This is a genomic window from Microbacterium sp. NPDC087591, assembly GCF_044743625.1.
In the GTDB taxonomy this organism is placed as follows: Bacteria; Actinomycetota; Actinomycetes; order Actinomycetales; family Microbacteriaceae; genus Microbacterium.
The window spans coordinates 296,453-313,320 of sequence record NZ_JBIUWU010000002.1; the positions used below are offsets into that span (position 1 = coordinate 296,453).

At 67.9% G+C, this 16,868-nt stretch carries 14 protein-coding genes; all 14 read right to left on the reverse strand.

Annotated features, from left to right (window positions below; translation table 11 throughout):
• Positions 1–1,026, reverse strand: coding sequence for an ornithine carbamoyltransferase (gene argF, locus ACIOVG_RS12025; RefSeq protein WP_400873508.1), 1,026 nt, complete (start codon positions 1,024–1,026; stop codon positions 1–3).
• A 13-nt stretch (positions 1,027–1,039) separates the two neighbouring features.
• Positions 1,040–2,302 carry an arginine deiminase gene (locus ACIOVG_RS12030; RefSeq protein ID WP_400873511.1) on the reverse strand — a complete coding sequence of 421 codons (1,263 nt, stop codon included), beginning with the start codon at positions 2,300–2,302 and terminating at the stop codon, positions 1,040–1,042.
• A 169-nt stretch (positions 2,303–2,471) separates the two neighbouring features.
• Positions 2,472–3,923 carry a pyruvate kinase gene (gene pyk / locus ACIOVG_RS12035; RefSeq protein WP_400873513.1) on the reverse strand — a complete coding sequence of 484 codons (1,452 nt, stop codon included), beginning with the start codon at positions 3,921–3,923 and terminating at the stop codon, positions 2,472–2,474.
• Between the two features lie 59 nt (positions 3,924–3,982).
• Positions 3,983–5,449, reverse strand: a complete 1,467-nt coding sequence (locus ACIOVG_RS12040) for a glutamate synthase subunit beta (protein ID WP_400873516.1) — start codon at positions 5,447–5,449, stop codon at positions 3,983–3,985.
• Positions 5,442–9,989: a glutamate synthase large subunit gene (gene gltB, locus ACIOVG_RS12045; RefSeq protein ID WP_400873518.1), complete on the reverse strand. Its 4,548-nt coding sequence runs from the start codon at positions 9,987–9,989 to the stop codon at positions 5,442–5,444. The genes ACIOVG_RS12040 and gltB overlap by 8 nt, the downstream gene beginning before the upstream one ends.
• Before the next feature lie 114 nt (positions 9,990–10,103).
• Positions 10,104–11,126 carry a prolipoprotein diacylglyceryl transferase gene (lgt, locus tag ACIOVG_RS12050; protein ID WP_400873521.1) on the reverse strand — a complete coding sequence of 341 codons (1,023 nt, stop codon included), beginning with the start codon at positions 11,124–11,126 and terminating at the stop codon, positions 10,104–10,106.
• Positions 11,127–11,136: 10 nt separating this feature from the next.
• Positions 11,137–11,940 carry a tryptophan synthase subunit alpha gene (gene trpA, locus ACIOVG_RS12055; RefSeq protein ID WP_400873523.1) on the reverse strand — a complete coding sequence of 268 codons (804 nt, stop codon included), beginning with the start codon at positions 11,938–11,940 and terminating at the stop codon, positions 11,137–11,139.
• On the reverse strand, positions 11,937–13,157 hold the full coding sequence (gene trpB, locus ACIOVG_RS12060) for a tryptophan synthase subunit beta (protein ID WP_400873526.1): 1,221 nt from the start codon (positions 13,155–13,157) through the stop codon (positions 11,937–11,939). Before trpB ends, trpA begins: the two co-directional genes overlap by 4 nt.
• Complete coding sequence (trpC, locus tag ACIOVG_RS12065; RefSeq protein ID WP_400873529.1) at positions 13,154–13,963, reverse strand: indole-3-glycerol phosphate synthase TrpC; 810 nt, start codon at positions 13,961–13,963, stop codon at positions 13,154–13,156. The genes trpB and trpC overlap by 4 nt, the downstream gene beginning before the upstream one ends.
• The gene (locus ACIOVG_RS12070) at positions 13,963–14,208 is read right to left on the reverse strand and encodes a DUF6704 family protein (protein ID WP_400873532.1); all 246 of its coding nucleotides are present in this window, start codon (positions 14,206–14,208) and stop codon (positions 13,963–13,965) included. Before ACIOVG_RS12070 ends, trpC begins: the two co-directional genes overlap by 1 nt.
• A 46-nt stretch (positions 14,209–14,254) precedes the next feature.
• The gene (locus ACIOVG_RS12075; protein WP_400873535.1) at positions 14,255–14,845 is read right to left on the reverse strand and encodes a Trp biosynthesis-associated membrane protein; all 591 of its coding nucleotides are present in this window, start codon (positions 14,843–14,845) and stop codon (positions 14,255–14,257) included.
• Positions 14,842–15,201, reverse strand: a complete 360-nt coding sequence (gene hisI, locus ACIOVG_RS12080; protein ID WP_400873538.1) for a phosphoribosyl-AMP cyclohydrolase — start codon at positions 15,199–15,201, stop codon at positions 14,842–14,844. The genes ACIOVG_RS12075 and hisI overlap by 4 nt, the downstream gene beginning before the upstream one ends.
• Positions 15,198–15,992 (reverse strand): imidazole glycerol phosphate synthase subunit HisF, encoded by a 795-nt coding sequence (hisF, locus tag ACIOVG_RS12085; protein WP_400873541.1) that lies wholly within the window; start codon positions 15,990–15,992, stop codon positions 15,198–15,200. The genes hisI and hisF overlap by 4 nt, the downstream gene beginning before the upstream one ends.
• Positions 15,992–16,834, reverse strand: coding sequence for an ATP phosphoribosyltransferase (gene hisG, locus ACIOVG_RS12090; RefSeq protein WP_400873543.1), 843 nt, complete (start codon positions 16,832–16,834; stop codon positions 15,992–15,994). Before hisG ends, hisF begins: the two co-directional genes overlap by 1 nt.
• Positions 16,835–16,868: the final 34 nt, after the last annotated feature.

Below are 16,868 nucleotides of genomic sequence, written 5' to 3' on the forward strand. Positions count from 1 at the left end.
TCACCGTGCTCCAGCCGGGGCGGGATCGCCGCGGAGGCTGCCGAGGAGCACGGCCTTGATGGTGTGCATCCTGTTCTCGGCCTGGTCGAAGACGAGAGAGCCTTCGGAGCGGAAGACGTCATCGGCGACCTCGGCACCATCGAGCCCGTAGCCGTCGAAGAGCTCACGACCGATGGCCGATCGTCGATCATGGATCGACGGCAGGCAGTGGAGCAGCTTCACCGCAGGGTTCCCGGTCCGTCGCATCATGGTCGCATCCACTCGATACGGAAGTAACGACGGGATGCGGGCGGCCCATGCCTCACGCGGCTCGCCCATGCTCACCCAGACATCGGTGTAGAGGAAATCAGCCCCGCGCACAGCACGGTCGACGTCGTCTGTGACGAGGAGCGCGCCACCGGATGCTGCGGCCAGCCGCTCCGCCGCATGTATGACGGCGCTCTCCGGTCGTAGCGAGTCTGGACAGGCGACACGTACGTCCATGCCCATGATGGCCCCGGAGGTCAGGAGGCTGTTCGCGACGTTGTCGCGCGCGTCGCCGAGGAAGCAGACGCTGCTGCCGTTCAAGGGCGCTTTGCTGTGCTCACGCATGGTCAGCAGGTCCGCGAGCGCCTGCGTGGGATGCCACATGTCGGTCAACCCGTTCCACACCGGCACGTCCGCGTGGCGTGCGAGAGCTTCGACATCGGCGTGCGCGTGCCCGCGGAACGCGATGCCGTCATAGAGACGTCCGAGGACGATCGCCGTGTCCTCGATCGACTCCGTCGTCCCCACGTGACTCGACGCAGGATCGATGTATGTGAGGTGTCCGCCCTGCTCATAGATCGCGACCTCGAACGCCGCACGGGTCCTGGTCGACGGCTTCTCGAACAGCACCGCGATACGACGGCCCGTCAGCTGTTGCCGCTCGACCCCGCTCTGGCGCACCGCCTTCACCTCCGCGGCGACGCCGAGGAGACGCTCGAACTGGTCGCGTGTCAGATCCTCATCCTTCAGAAGATGCGGAAGCCAGGTGTCGTGCGTCATCGTTCCTCCTCCGTCACGCCGGATCTCGCTGGATCGGACAGGACATGCATCGGGATCCGCCGCGACCCCGCCCGAGTTCGCTGCCCGCGATCGTGACGACCTCGATCCCGTTCTTGCGGAGCATGGTGTTCGTCGCGACGTTGCGGTCGTATCCGACGACGACGCCCGGTGCGATAGCCAGGAAGTTGTTGGCGTCGTCCCATTGCTCGCGCGCTGCGGCGCGGCGATCCTCGACGGTCGTCAGAATGCGGATGCCGTCGATATCGAGAGCCTCTTCCAGGACCGGCACCAGGTCTCCGGCGTCACTGATCGCGAGAGAGTCCCCATCCTCACTCGGCGTGATCACATGAGCACGCAACGGCGCGCCCTTCAGCGAGGGCGAGAGGACGAACGTCTTGCGATCGAGCATCGTCATCACCGTGTCCAGATGCATCATCGCGTGCGAACGCGGGAGGGGGACGGCGACGACGCGCTCGGCCTGCCCGCTGCGGAACAGCGTCTGAGCGAGGATCTCGATCGCCATCGCGGTCGTCCGCTCCCCCATTCCGACCAGCACCGTTCCCCTCCCGAGAACGTGGATATCGCCCCCCTCGATCGCGGACGATCGCCGATCCTCATCGGCGTTGTATCTCTCCACCCTCGCCGTCGCGAACAACGGGTGATGATCGTAGATCGCCCGCACGTGCGATGTCTCCCGCACCCGCGCATGCTTCGCCATCACGTTCACGTTGACTCCGCCGAACACCCAGGCGGAGCTGTCCCGCGGAAACAGCGTGTTCGGGAGGGGACGAAGCACGAAACTGTCAGGATCGCGGGTGTGCCACGTCAGGCTGCCCCTCGACGGAGTGCGGAATTCATCCACGGCGATGCCGGCGATCAGCGCCTCGGCGAGATCCGCGGGCTCCTTCTCATCGAGCAGTCCCCGCACAGCGGGGGCGAGAACGGGACCGTATTCGTCGCGGGTACACACGCGGTCGAGGACGAACGTGCGAGCCTCGGGAATCGCGAGCGTCTCGGCCAGGAGATCGGCGAAGTAGTGCACCACGACGCCATGTGAGCGCAGTACTTCGACGAACACATCATGCTCTGCGCGCGCTCGCGCGGCCCAGAGGACGTCGTCGAAGAGCATCGCCTCGCAATTGTCGGGCGTGAGGCGATCGAGTTCGCGGCCCGGGCGATGCACGATGACCTGTCGAAGCGTCCCGACCTCGGAATGCACGCCGACGGACTCGATGTACCCGGCGATCAGAGAGGACGCCCCGCGCATTTCGGTCATGGAGAAATGATCCCGACCACACCGTCACCCTCCTGGGGCGAAGGTCCCGTGCTCCTCTCGACGCGACCGGCATCGAACGCGCGATATCGGCAGGACGATCGCGTTCGCCGTGCCCACGCACAGCGAAGGGGCGGAGCCCATGGCCCCGCCCCTTCGTCGTCCCGTCAGATCAGACGGTCGCTTCCTTGTAGATCGGTGCGGCGCCGTTGACGGCGTCTCCGACCTTGTGGACGCGGATGTCGTTCGTCGAGCCGACGATTCCGGGAGGGGAACCGGAGATCACCACGACCTTGTCGCCTTCCTTGGCCAGACCGCTTCCGAGCAGGTAGTCATCCACCTGCAGGTACATCAGGTCGGTGTGCTGCACCATCTCGACAAGCTTGGAGCTGACGCCCCACGTCAGCGCCATGCGGCGACGGATGTCGGGGTCCGGCGTGAAGGCGATCATCGGGATGCGCGAACGCAGACGCGACAGGCGGCGCGCCGAGTCGCCGGACTGCGTGAACACGCAGAGGAACTTCGCGTCGACGAACTCCGCGACCTCCAGTGCGGCCAGCGTGATGGCTCCACCCTGGGTGCGCGGCTTGGTGGTGAGCGGCGCGATGCGCTCGAGGCCGTGCTCCTCGGTGGATTCGATGATGCGAGCCATCGTCTCGACGACGACGACCGGGTAGTCGCCGACACTCGTCTCGCCGGAGAGCATGACGGCATCCGCGCCGTCGAGCACCGCGTTCGCGACGTCCGAGGTCTCGGCGCGCGTGGGCACGGGGCTGCTGATCATCGACTCGAGCATCTGCGTCGCGACGATGACGGGCTTGGCGTTGCGACGAGCGAGCTCGACCGCGCGCTTCTGCACGATCGGCACCGCCTCGAGCGGCAGCTCGACGCCCAGGTCGCCACGGGCCACCATGATCGCGTCGAAGGCGTCGACGATGCCCTCGAGGGCATCCACGGCCTGCGGCTTCTCGACCTTGGCGATGACGGGGAGCTTGACGCCCTCCTCGGCCATGATCTCGTGCACACGGGTGATGTCCTGCGCGTTGCGCACGAACGACAGCGCGATCAGGTCGGCGCCGATGCGCAGACCCCAACGGAGGTCTTCCTCGTCCTTCTCGCTGAGTGCGGGGACGTTGACGGCGACGCCGGGCAGGTTGATGCCCTTGTTGTTCGAGACGGCTCCCGCGACGATGACCTTGGTGGTCACGGTGACACCGTCGGACTCGACGACCTCGACGCGCACCTTGCCGTCGTCGATCAGCAGGAAGTCGCCGGGCTTGACGTCCTGAGGCAGACCCTTGAAGGTCGTGCCGCAGATGTCCTTGTTGCCGATGATGTCTTCGGTCGTGATCTTGAAGACGTCGCCCTCGGCGAGCTCGTAAGGACCGTCCTCGAACTTGCCGAGGCGGATCTTCGGTCCCTGCAGGTCGACCAGGATGGCGACGGCGCGGCCGGAGTCGTCGGCGGCGCGACGGACGTTCGCGTAGTTGTTCTCGTGCACGGAGTAGTCGCCGTGGCTGAGGTTCAGGCGTGCGACATCCACACCCGCATCGATCAGGGCGCGGACGGTCTCATAGGTGGATGTGGCAGGGCCCAGGGTGGCGACGATTTTCGCGCGTCTCAACAGATACTCCAGGGTTGTGGTGGGGGAAGGTACTACCGGCGCAAGCGCCGCGGCTCAGCCTACGCGGGCTGAAGGCCCAGCGCGACATCACTCGGGCGCACGGGCTCCGGCAGCACGGTGCTGCCCATCAGGAAACGATCGACATTCGCTGCAGCTGCGCGGCCCTCGGCGATCGCCCAGACGATCAGCGACTGGCCGCGACCGGCGTCGCCTGCCACGAAGACACCGGGGACGGTCGACTCGTAGGACGAGTCGCGCACGAAGGCGCCGCGGTCCGTCGTCTGCGGACGGGTCTCCTCGGTGTAGCCGTCCTGCTCCGGTCCGGTGAAGCCCATCGCGATGAGGACGAGATCCGCAGGGATCTCCCGCTCGGTGCCGCTCTTGGGGACACGACGTCCGTCGATGTACTCGGTCTCGGCGACCCGGAGTGCCCGGACCTCTCCGACCTCGTTCGAGAGGAACTCGACGGTCGATGCCAGGAAGACCCGCTCGCCGCCCTCTTCGTGTGCGGAGGACACCTCGAACACGGTCGGCATCATCGGCCACGGCTGGTGGTCGGGGCGCTCGGTGCCCGGCTGCTTGCCGATCGCGAGGTTGGTGACGCTCAGCGCGCCCTGGCGGTGCGCGGTGCCGATGCAGTCCGCACCGGTGTCACCGCCACCGATCACGATGACGTGCTTGCCCTCGGCGCTGATCTGATCGGTGACCTTGTCACCGGCGACGGCGTGGTTCGACTCGACCAGGTACTCCATGGCGAAGTGCACCCCATCGAGATCGCGGCCGGGGATGGCGAGGTCGCGCGGCACCGTAGAACCCGTCGCGATGACGACCGCGTCGTACCGGGCGCGCAGGTCGGGCCACGAGATGTCCTTGCCGATCTCGACTCCGGCGCGGAAGCGCGTGCCCTCCTCCTGCATCTGGCGAAGACGGGACTCGAGCTGTCCCTTCTCCATCTTGAAGTCGGGGATGCCGTAACGCAGCAGTCCGCCGATGCGGTCGTCGCGCTCGAAGACCGCGACCGTGTGTCCAGCGCGCGTCAGCTGCTGGGCCGCGGCGAGTCCGGCAGGACCCGATCCGACCACGGCGACCGTCTTGCCGGTCAGGCGGGCCGGCGGCTGCGGCTCGACCCATCCCTTGGCGAAGGCCTCGTCGATGATCGAGACCTCGATCTGCTTGATCGTGACCGCCGGCTGGTTGATGCCGAGCACGCACGAGCTCTCGCAGGGCGCCGGGCACAGACGTCCGGTGAACTCCGGGAAGTTGTTCGTGGCGTGCAGGCGATCGATCGCCGCACGTCCCTCGCCGCGCCACGTCAGGTCGTTCCACTCCGGGATCAGGTTCCCCAGGGGGCACCCCGAATGGCAGAACGGCACGCCGCAGTCCATGCACCGGCTGGCCTGGCGGCGCAGCACCGCCTGGTCTCCGGGTTCGTAGACCTCTTTCCAGTCCATGATGCGGACCGGGACGGGTCGCCGGGCGGGGAGCTCCCGCTCGGTGACCTTCAGAAAACCTTTGGGATCAGCCACCGGTCACCTCCAGGATGCGGTTCCAGACGATATCGCCATCCGGGTCGATCCCCTCGGCGACTGCTTCCTCCCGCATGCTGCGCACGGCGGCGAAGTCACGTGGGAGTACCTTCACGAACTCGGTCGCCACGACGTCGAACCGCGAGAGCAGTTCGGATGCCAGCGGAGACGCGGTGCGCTCGACGTGCTCGACGAGAAGGCTGCGGAGCACTTCGAGGTCGGCGCGGTCCAGCTGCTCGAGGAGAAGCTCTCCACTGCCGAGAGACTGGGAGTTGACCTTCGCGGTGTCGAGAGCGTGCACGTACGCCACTCCCCCCGACATGCCGGCGCCGAAGTTGCGCCCTGTCGACCCGAGGATGACGGCGAGACCACCGGTCATGTACTCGAGCGCGTGGTCGCCCACGCCCTCCACCACGGCGGTGGCGCCGGAGTTGCGCACCAGGAACCGCTCGCCGACCACACCGGAGATGAACATGGTGCCCGACGTGGCGCCGTAGCCGATCACGTTGCCCGCGATCACGTTCTCCTGCGGGGTGATCGCGGAGCCACGCGGCGGACGGATCGTGATGTCGCCACCGGAGAGCCCCTTGCCGACGTAGTCGTTGGCGTCGCCTTCCAGTCGCAGGATGATGCCCGGCGGCAGGAACGCGCCGAGAGACTGACCTGCCGTGCCGTGCAGGGTCACATCGATGGTCTCGCGCGGCAGCCCCTCGGCGCCATGACGCGAGGTCACCTGATGGCCGAGCATCGTGCCGACGGCGCGCTCGGTGTTGGCGATCGGCAGCTCGACGACGACGGGCTCTCCGTTCAGGAGCGAACCCTTCGCGATGTCGATCAGCTGCACGTCGAAGTGCTTCTCGAGCTCGTGGTCCTGCGTACGTCCACTTCGGCGGGGCTCGCCAGCCGGGAACGCGGGTCCGTCGAGGATCGGGCTCAGGTCGAGTCCATCGGCCTTCCAGTGCTCCACCGCCGCGTTGACCTCGATCAGGTCGGCTCGACCGACGATCTCGTCGATCGAGCGGAAGCCGAGCTCCGCGAGCAGTTCGCGCACCTCTTCGGCGATGAACTCCATGAAGTTCACGACGAACTCGGGCTTGCCGGTGAACCGCTCGCGCAGCGCAGGGTTCTGCGTGGCGACGCCCACCGGACAGGTGTCGAGGTGGCACACGCGCATCATGATGCAGCCGCTGACCACGAGCGGAGCCGTGGCGAATCCGAACTCCTCCGCACCGAGCAGAGCACCGATGACCACGTCGCGTCCGGTCTTCAGCTGACCGTCGACCTGCACGACCACGCGGTCGCGCATGCCGTTGAGCATGAGGGTCTGCTGGGTCTCGGCGAGACCGAGCTCCCAGGGCGTGCCCGCGTGCTTGAGCGAGTTGAGCGGGCTGGCACCGGTTCCGCCATCGTGGCCGGAGACCAGGATGACATCGCTGAGCGCCTTGGCCACACCGGCCGAGACCGCACCGATGCCGGACTGGCTGACCAGCTTGGTGTGGATGCGTGCCTCGGGGTTCGCCCGCTTCAGGTCGAAGATGAGCTGCTTGAGGTCTTCGATCGAGTAGATGTCGTGGTGCGGAGGCGGCGAGATGAGACCGACGCCGGCGGTCGCGTGACGTGTGCGCGCCACCCACGGGTACACCTTGGTCGGCGGCAGCTGCCCGCCTTCACCGGGCTTGGCGCCCTGCGCGAGCTTGATCTGGATGTCGTCCGCCTCGGTGAGGTACAGGCTCGTGACACCGAATCGACCGGAGGCGACCTGCTTGATCGAGCTGCGGCGCTCGGGGTCGACCAGACGGTCCGGGTCCTCACCGCCCTCCCCCGTGTTCGACTTGCCGCCGATGCGGTTCATCGCGATCGCCAGCGTCTCGTGCGCCTCGCGCGAGATCGAGCCGTAGCTCATCGCACCGGTCGAGAAGCGCTTCACGATGTCGGAGACCGACTCGACCTCGTCGAGCGGAACCGGCTTGCGCGTCCCCGTGCGCAGGGTGAAGAGTCCGCGCAGCGTCTTGAGCTCCGCGGCCTGATCGTCGACGAGCTTGGTGTATTCGCGGAAGATGTCGTAGCGCCGGGTGCGGGTCGCGTGCTGCAGCTTGAACACCGTCTCCGGGCTGAAGAGGTGCGGGGAGCCGTCGCGCCGCCACTGGTACTCACCACCGGTCCACAGGCGTTCATGTGCCCGCGCCGCAGCATCCTCGGGGTAGGCGTAGTCGTGCCGCGCCTGGTTCTCGGCGAAGATCTCCTCGATGCCGATGCCGCCGAGCTTGGACTCCGTGCGGGTGAAGTAGGCGTCGATGAACTCCTGGCTGAGTCCGACAGCCTCGAAGACCTGCGCACCGGCGTAGGACGAGACGGTGGAGATGCCCATCTTCGACATGATCTTGAGCACGCCCTTGCCGAGCGCGTAGATCAGGTTGCGGACGGCCTTCTCGGGCGAGATGCCGGTGATGTAGCCGGTGCGCACCAGGTGCTCCACGGTCTCCATCGCCAGGTACGGGTTGATCGCCGAGGCGCCGTAGCCGATCAGCGTGGCGACATGGTGCACCTCGCGGACGTCGCCGGCCTCCACGATCAGACCGACCTTCATGCGGTTCTCGCGGCGGATCAGGTGGTGGTGGATCGCGGAGACCATGAGCAGCGACGGGATCGGCGTCAGATCCTTGTTCGAGTCACGATCCGACAGGATGATGAACTCGGCACCGCTCTCGATGGCCTCGTCGACCTCGGCGCACATCTCGGTGAGGCGGTCCTGCAGCGTCTCGGGGCCGGCATCGAAGTGGTACAGACCGCGGATCGTGACACTGGAGCGGTCAGGCAGCGCCTTGTCGATGTGTCGGATCTTCGCGAGTTCGTCGTTGTCGATCACCGGGAAGTCGAGCGACACCGTGCGGGTGTGTTCCGGACCCCAGGACAGCAGGTTGCTCTCCGGACCCAGACCGAGCTTGAGGCTGGTCACGACCTCTTCGCGGATCGAATCCAGCGGCGGGTTGGTGACCTGCGCGAACTGCTGCGTGAAGTAGTCGAAGAGCAGGCGGGGTCGCTTGCTGAGCACCGCGATCGGCGTGTCGGACCCCATGGCGCCGAGCGGCTCGACGCCGTTCTGCCCCATCGGGGTCAGCAGGATGCGCACTTCCTCCTCGGTGTAGCCGAACGTGCGCTGACGACGGGTGATCGATGCCGGCGGGTGCACGATGTGCTCGCGCTCGGGCAGATCGGCGAGGCGCACGGCGCCCGCATCCAGCCACTCCTGCCACGGGTGCATGGTGGCCAGGTCCTGCTTGAGCTCCTGGTCGCTGATGATGCGGCGCTGCGCCGTGTCGACGAGGAACATCTTGCCGGGCTGAAGGCGGCCGCGGCGCTTGATGCGCTCCGGCTCGAACTTCAGCACACCGGTCTCGGAGCCGATGACGATCAGGCCGTCGGTCGTCTCGGTCCAGCGCCCGGGGCGCAGACCGTTGCGATCGAGCGTCGCACCGACCAGGGTGCCGTCCGTGAAGATCAGCGCGGCGGGACCGTCCCACGGCTCCATCTGGTTCGAGTGGTACTCGTAGAACGAGCGCAGCTCCGGCGAGATGTCGGACTGCTTCTCGTAGGCCTCGGGGACCATCATCATGATGGCGTGCGGCAGGCTGCGGCCGGTGAGGGTCAGCAGCTCCAGCACCTCGTCGAACGATGCCGAGTCGCTGGCGCCGTCCGTGCAGATCGGGAGCAGCGGGGCCACATCGCCCAGCAGCTCGGACTCGAGCTGCGACTGGCGCGCACGCATCCAGTTGCGGTTGCCGCCGACCGTGTTGATCTCACCGTTGTGGGCGAGCATGCGCAGCGGCTGTGCCAGCGGCCAGGACGGGAAGGTGTTGGTCGAGTACCGCGAGTGCACGACCGCGAGCTCGGAGGCGAAGCGCTCGTCCTGCAGGTCGGGGTAGAACGGCTCCAGCTGCAGGGTCGTGACCATGCCCTTGTACCCGAGCGTGCGGCTCGACAACGAGACGAAGTAGGCACCGAGCTCGTGACCCGCGCGCTTGCGCAGGCGGTAGGCGACCCGGTCGAGGGCGATGCCGGTGAGCGGAGCGTCGGAGTGCGTGGCGCCACCGGCGCTGACGAAAAGCTGCTCGAACGCAGGGCGTGCCTCATCGGCCAGCTTGCCGAGGTGCTCGTTGACGGTCGGGACCTCGCGCCAGCCGAGGACGCGCAGGCCCTCGGAGCGGGCGATCTTCTCGATGCCGGCCTTCTGCTGGCGGCGCTCACTCGAATCACGCGGAAGGAAAGCCAGACCCGCGGCGTACTCCCCCACCGGTGGCAGCTCGAAGCCGGTGACCGCGCGCAGGAACTCGTCGGGCATCTGCGTCAGGATGCCCGCACCATCACCGGTGCCGGCATCCGAACCGATCGCACCGCGGTGCTCCAGGTTGCGCAGCGCCTCGAGGGCGAGAGCGATGATGTCGTGCCCGGCCGTGCCGCGCAGCGTCGCCACCATGGCGAGGCCACAGGCGTCCTTCTCGAACGCGGGGTTGTACATGCCCTGTTTCGCCGGATATTCCATCCCGACAGGTGAGCGGAGGTCGCTCGATGCCATGCGGTACCGTCCTCAGATCTTCAGATGACCCGGGGACGTCATTGGCCGGGTGAATGCAGTGGGGTCCTCGCGGACCAGAGGCTATCGAGAGCCTTCCGTGTCCGAGGGAGCGGTGCTTGTGGCGCTGGCTCCAGCGGTGACTTCTTCGGACGGAGGCTCGCTCACGTCCACGAAATCGGAGGGATTGTCCTGTGATTCTACATCAGCGTCGACATCCTTCCGTCCGCGACCCGGCTGGTACGGCGAAGGCTCCAGTCCGGGGTGACGACGTGTCTGCACGACGAGGATCGCGAGACCCACGATGATGCCGATGATGGCGGCCCAGACGTTGCTGCGCAGGCCGAGGATGATCTCGCTGGGATCGATGCGGATCGACTCCCAGACGACGCGTCCGGCGCTGTACCAGATCAGGTAGATCGCGAACAGGCGACCCCACTGGAAGAACAGCTTGCGGCCGAGCCACAGCAGCACCAGCACACCCAGACCGTTCCACAGCACCTCGTAGAGGAACGTCGGGTGGAACAGGGTGCCTTCAGGCAGGCCGGGAGGGAACGCCGAGTTCGACGACTCGATCTCCAGGCCCCACGGGAGGTCGGTCGGCAGACCGAAGAGCTCGTGGTTGAACCAGTTGCCGACGCGGCCCATCGCCTGCGCGAGGAGCAGTCCGGGCGCGAGTGCGTCTGCGAACGTCCAGAAGCGGATGCCCGTCCACTTGCAGCCGAGGTAGGCTCCGACGGCGCCGCCGATGAGCGCGCCGAAGATCGCGATGCCGCCCTCCCAGATGGCCCACACCGAGCCGAACTCGAAGGGGTTCCAGGTGTTCTTGCCCTCGCCGAAGTAGAAGTTCGGGTGGGTGAGCACGTGGAAGATCCGCGCTCCGATGATCGCCAGCGGAACCGCGAGGATCGAGATGTCGATCACGACCCACGGCTCGGCACCCCGTTTGGTGAGACGGCGGTTCGTGATCAGCGCGGCGGCGATGATGCCGGCGATGATGCAGAGCGCGTAGAAGTGAACGCGGATCGGGCCCAGGTCGATGTAGGACACAGGAGGGCTCGGGATGCTGGCGAGCACGCCGTTGACGGTGTGGAGCGCAAGGGACATGAGTGCGATTCTAGTTCTCGTGTACGGGCCGTGCCGACGACGTGCCGGAGGCCAGGTTTCGGGTGACTTCTGCGAGGGCTGGGATTCCGCCGTCGCGCAGGGCGCGGACCAGCGCGGTGCCGACGATGGCGCCGTCCGCATACTCCGACACCCCGGCGATCTGCTCGGCCGTCGAGATGCCGATGCCGACGCAGGCGCGGGTCGCCCCGTGCGCGCGCAGACGACCGACGAGGGTGCGCGCGGCGCGGTCGAGCTCGGCGCGCTCACCCGTGATGCCCATCGTTGAAACCGTGTACACGAAGCCGGTCGACGCCTTCACGACGAGCTCGAGACGCGCATCCGACGAGGTGGGCGCGGCGAGGAACACGCGGTCGAGGCCGGTGCGCTCGCTGGCGGCGATCCACTCCCCCGCTTCTTCCGGCGTGATGTCGGGCGTGATGAGCCCGGCACCTCCGGCGGCGAGAAGGTCATCGGCGTAGCGATCGATGCCGTACTGCAGCACCGGGTTCCAGTACGTCATCACGAGCACGGGAGCATCCACGGCTGCGGTGATCGCGCGCAGCGCGGTGAAGAGATCGGCGGTCTTGAATCCGGCAGCCAGCGCCTGAGTCGTCGCCTCCTGGATCACGGCGCCGTCCATCACCGGGTCGCTGTAGGGCGGGCCGAGCTCGATGATGTCGACGCCGTTCTGCGCGAGGGCGATCGCGGCGTCGATGCTCGTCTGCAGGTCGGGGAAACCGACGGGCAGGTAGCCGACGAACACGCTGCGGCCCTCAGCCTCGGCCTTGAGGATCGCGGCTTCGACGCGGCTCATGCGTTGCCGCCGTCGGTCGTCGTGGCGTCGTACAGGTCGAAGTACTTCGCTGCCGTGTCCATGTCCTTGTCACCGCGGCCGGAGAGGCAGACCGCGATCACGGCGTCAGGGCCGAGCTCACGGCCGATGCGCAGCGCGCCGGCCAGGGCGTGCGCCGACTCGATGGCGGGGATGATCCCCTCGGTGCGGCTGAGCAGACGCAGGGCCTGCATGGCCTCGTCGTCGGTCGCGGGGATGTACTCGGCGCGACCGATATCGGCGAGCCAGGAATGCTCGGGCCCCACTCCCGGGTAGTCGAGACCTGCGGAGATCGAGTGCGACTCGACGGTCTGCCCGTCCTCGTCCTGCAGGACGTAGGTGCGAGAGCCGTGCAGCACACCCGGACGTCCGCGCTCGATCGACGCAGCGTGCTTCGGGGTGTCCACACCGTCGCCTGCCGCCTCGACGCCGTAGAGCTTCACGCCCTCATCGTCGAGGAACGCATCGAACATGCCGATGGCGTTGGAGCCGCCGCCGACGCAGGCGATCACGGCATCAGGAAGGCGTCCGACCTCTGCGAGGAGCTGCTCGCGCGCTTCCTCGCCGATGATCTTCTGGAAGTCGCGCACCATCGCGGGGAACGGGTGCGGGCCCGCGGCCGTGCCGAAGATGTAGTTGGTGGTCTCGACCGAGGCCACCCAGTCACGGTAGGCGTCGTTGATCGCGTCCTTGAGCGTGCGCGAGCCGGACGTCACCGCCACGACCTCGGCGCCGAGCAGGCGCATCCGGGCGACGTTGAGCGCCTGGCGCTCGGTGTCGACCTCGCCCATGTAGATGGTGCAGTCGAGGCCGAACAGCGCAGCGGCGGTCGCCGTGGCCACTCCGTGCTGACCGGCGCCGGTCTCGGCGATCACACGCGTCTTGCCGAGCCGCTTGGTGAGAAGGGCCTGTCCGAGCACGTTGTTGATCTTGTGCGAGCCCGTGTGGTTGAGGTCCTCGCGCTTCAGGAAGACCCGGGCGCCACCGGCGTGCTCGGCGAACCGGACAACCTCGGTGATCGCAGAGGGTCGCCCCGCGTAGGAGCTCAGCAGATGCGCGAGCTCCGCGCGGAACTCGGGATCCGCGACGGCTGCGGTGTACGCCGCCGTGAGCTCGTCGATCGCGGCGATGAGGGATTCCGGCATGAAGCGGCCCCCGAAATCGCCGAAGTAGGGACCATGCTGATCGCGCAGGCTCACGGGGTCTTCTTCCTGCCGGGAAGTGCAACGGATCCGGCGTCGAGGAACCGCGCCAGCGTGGCGACCGGGTCGCCCGTGACGAGGGCCTCGCCGATCAGCACCACGTCGGCGCCGGCGGAACGGTAGTGGGTGACGTCTTCCGGGCTCAGCACCGCGGACTCGGCGATCTTGATCGCGGTCTCGGGAATGCGGTCGGAGAGACGGCCGAAGAGGTCGCGGTCCAGCTCGAGCGTCGTGAGGTCGCGGGCGTTCACGCCGATCAGAGGCGCCCCGAGGTCGATCGCGACCTCCAGCTCCTCTGCGGAGTGGGTCTCCACCAGCGGGGTCATGCCCAGCTCGGTGATGAAGCCGAACAGCTCCTGCAGCACCGACCGGTCGAGGCCGGCGACGATGAGCAGCACGAGGTCGGCGCCGGCGGCACGCGCCTCGAGCACCTGGTAGCGGGTCGCGATGAAGTCCTTGCGCAGCACGGGAAGAGAGACCCGCGCCGTCACGGCTTCCAGATCGGCCAGGCTGCCGCCGAACCGGCGTTCCTCGGTGAGGACGCTGATCGCCGAAGCGCCGCCGGTCTCGTACAGCGAGGCCTGGAGCGCCGGATCGGGGATGGACGCGAGCGCACCCCGAGACGGGCTGGCCCGCTTCACCTCGGCGATGATCTTCACGCGGTCCGCCGGCGCGAGGTACGAGAGGGCATCCTTGGCCGCAGGACGCGCGAGAGCATCGCGTTCGACCTGCGCCAACGGGCGCGACTGAGCGCGACGCTCGGCGTCAGCGACTGCGCCGGCCGTCAGGTCGGCGAGGACCACTAGTGCGCCTTCGGCGAGTACTTGGGGCCCTTCACGCCGTAGCCGGCGCGCGCGAGCGCCCAGCCCACGAGCGCTCCGATCGGGATGAGAGCAGCAGAGACCCAGATGAGGGCGACCCAGACGGGGCTGAACTCCGCCAGGCAGAACGCCAGCGTGCCGACCGTGAAGCCGACGAGCATGATGATCACGGCGGTCCAGGCCGCCGGCGAGTGTCCGTGGCCGGGGTCGGCGATCGGGTTGGTCATGTTCTCCTCCGGGGACGACTACGGGATCGGGTTCAGTCTATCGGTGTCAACGGGTGGGATCGGTTCCGCGGGACAGGTCGTCCCAGGAATCGACCGCGTCGATCGGACCATCGTGTGCCGGCGCATCCGTGGAAGCCGTGCGATAGCGCCGACCGCCCGCCTTCCACCTGCTCCACGTGGCGAGCACCAGGAGCGAAGCGCACAGCAGGATCGCCCAGCCGACCAGTGCGATCGCGGGCCATGCGGTCGGCACGGCGGACTGCACGATGTCGGCCAGCGCGGTGCTGCCGGCGAGTCCTGTCGCCTCGGTGACAGTCGGGCCGATCGCGGACTCCGGGACGGAGATGAGCAGCTGCAGCGTCGTCCAGCCGAGGAAGACCGCGCACGCGGCGGCGAGCACCCCGAACACCAGACGCACAGGGCGCCCCGCGATCGACAACGCCGCTCCGAGAGCGAGCACCGCGAGACTGAGCGGGGCGAGCAGCACCAGGGCGGATGCGCCGGGGACGAGGATCGCCTCGCCGGCATCCGCTCGCTCCACTGTGACCCAGGTCTGCGTGGACGAGATGATCCCGATCGCCCCGGCGAGCAGGAATCCGGACACCGAGAGCGAACGGCCGCGTCGCGCGATGTTCATGCCGTGGCGCTCCCGGCGACGGCTTCGAGGTCCGTCGTGTCGAAGCAGGTGCGCGTGCCGGTGTGACAGGCGGGTCCGGTCTGATCGACGCGGAGCAGGATGGCGTCTCCGTCGCAGTCGAGTCGGGCGTCGTGCACGACCTGGATGTTGCCGGAGGTGTCACCCTTGCGCCAGTACTCCTGGCGCGAGCGCGACCAGTACGTGACGCGGCCGGTGGTCAGCGTTCGACGCAGCGCTTCGGCGTCGACCCATGCCAGCATCAGCACCTCGAGCGTGTCCCACTGCTGCACGATCACCGGCGCCAGGCCGTCGGAGTTCCACGCGACCTGTGCGATCCGCGTCTCGATGTCACTCACTTCGTCTCGCTCCGCTCGCTCAGTGCGCCGCCCCGGACGACCACTCCCGCCGCGCGCAGCGCGTTCTTGACATCGCCGACCGTGAGTGCGCCGGTGTGGAACACGCTGGCCGCGAGCACGGCATCTGCACCCGCCTTGATGGCCGGGGCGAAGTGCGAGACGTCGCCTGCGCCGCCCGAGGCGATCACCGGAACCGATGCGGCTTCCCGCATGAGCCTGACCAGCTCGAGGTCGAAGCCGTCACGGGTGCCGTCCGCGTCGATCGAGTTCACGAGGAGCTCTCCGGCCCCGCGCTCCGTCGCCTCGCGCGCCCATTCCACGGCGTCCAAGGTCGTCTGCGTGCGGCCGCCGTGCGTCGTGACGACGAACCCGGACGGTGTCGTGTCCGCGCGCTTGACGTCGAGTGAGAGCACGAGCACCTGCGCGCCGAACCGATCGGCGATCTCTCCGATCAGCTCCGGGCGCGCGATCGCCGCGGAGTTGACGCCCACCTTGTCTGCACCGACCGCGAGCAGACGGGCGACGTCGTCGACGCTGCGCACTCCCCCGCCGACGGTCAGCGGCACGAAGACCTGCTCGGCGGTGCGCTGCACCACGTCGTAGGTCGTGGCGCGGGCGTCGACCGTGGCGGTGACATCGAGGAACGTGATCTCATCGGCGCCCTGTGCGGCGTAGTGCCTGGCGAGCTCGACGGGGTCGCCCATGTCACGGAGGTTCTCGAAGTTGACGCCCTTGACCACGCGGCCGTCGGCCACGTCGAGGCACGGGATGACCCGGCTGGCGAGAGTCATCAGAGCCTCGCGTTGTGGATGGCGGTGACCAGGATGGCCCGCGCGCCGAGCGCGTACAGCGCGTCCATCACCGGATTGACGCGTGCCCGCGCCACCATGACGCGCACGGCGACCCAGTCGGGGTCACGCAGCGGAGAGACGGTCGGCGACTCGACGCCACCCGCGATCTTCACGGCGTCGTCGAGCAGGGCGAGTGGGAGGTCGTAGTCGATCATCACGAAACGTCGGGCGACCATGACTCCGCGCAGACGGCGCAGCAGCGTCTCGGAGCCATCCGCATCCACCGGACCGGCGATGAGCACGGCTTCGGACTGCAGGATCACGGGGCCGAAGACGTCGAGCCCTGCCTGACGCAGCGTGGTGCCGGTCTCGACCACGTCGGCGACGGCATCCGCCACACCGAGGCGCACGGCCGACTCGACCGCGCCGTCGAGCGGCACCAGGTCGACCGCGATACCGCGTTCATCGAGGAACGCGTCGACGAGACCCGGGTAGGACGTGGCGATGCGCAGCCCGTCGAGCTCGGACACGTCGGTGTAGCGTCCGGATGGGGCGGCGAAGCGGAAGGTCGAGCCGGCGAATCCCAGCGCCTCGATCTCGCGGGCTCCCGGCATCCGCGCGTCCAGCAGCAGGTCGCGACCGGTGATGCCGACGTCGATCGCGCCGGAGCCGACGTAGGTCGCGATGTCCTTGGGGCGCAGGAAGAAGAATTCGACGTCGTTGTCGGCGTCGATGACGTGGAGGGTCTTGGGATCGCGTCGACCGGCGTAACCGGCCTCCGCGAGCATCTCAGCGGCGGTCTCGGAGAGAGAGCCCTTGTTGGGAACGGCGATGCGCAGCATGAACAGCTTTCAGTTCGAAGGAGAAGGAACGGAG

Coding starts and splice junctions, on each gene's coding strand:
- argF (WP_400873508.1), bottom strand. CDS start 1,026: ATGACGCACGACACCTGGCTTCCGCATCTTCTGAAGGATGAGGATCTG.
- ACIOVG_RS12030 (WP_400873511.1), bottom strand. CDS start 2,302: ATGACCGAAATGCGCGGGGCGTCCTCTCTGATCGCCGGGTACATCGAG.
- gltB (WP_400873518.1), bottom strand. CDS start 9,989: ATGGAATATCCGGCGAAACAGGGCATGTACAACCCCGCGTTCGAGAAG.
- lgt (WP_400873521.1), bottom strand. CDS start 11,126: ATGTCCCTTGCGCTCCACACCGTCAACGGCGTGCTCGCCAGCATCCCG.
- trpA (WP_400873523.1), bottom strand. CDS start 11,940: ATGAGCCGCGTCGAAGCCGCGATCCTCAAGGCCGAGGCTGAGGGCCGC.
- ACIOVG_RS12070 (WP_400873532.1), bottom strand. CDS start 14,208: ATGACCAACCCGATCGCCGACCCCGGCCACGGACACTCGCCGGCGGCC.
- ACIOVG_RS12075 (WP_400873535.1), bottom strand. CDS start 14,845: ATGAACATCGCGCGACGCGGCCGTTCGCTCTCGGTGTCCGGATTCCTG.
- hisF (WP_400873541.1), bottom strand. CDS start 15,992: ATGACTCTCGCCAGCCGGGTCATCCCGTGCCTCGACGTGGCCGACGGC.
- hisG (WP_400873543.1), bottom strand. CDS start 16,834: ATGCTGCGCATCGCCGTTCCCAACAAGGGCTCTCTCTCCGAGACCGCC.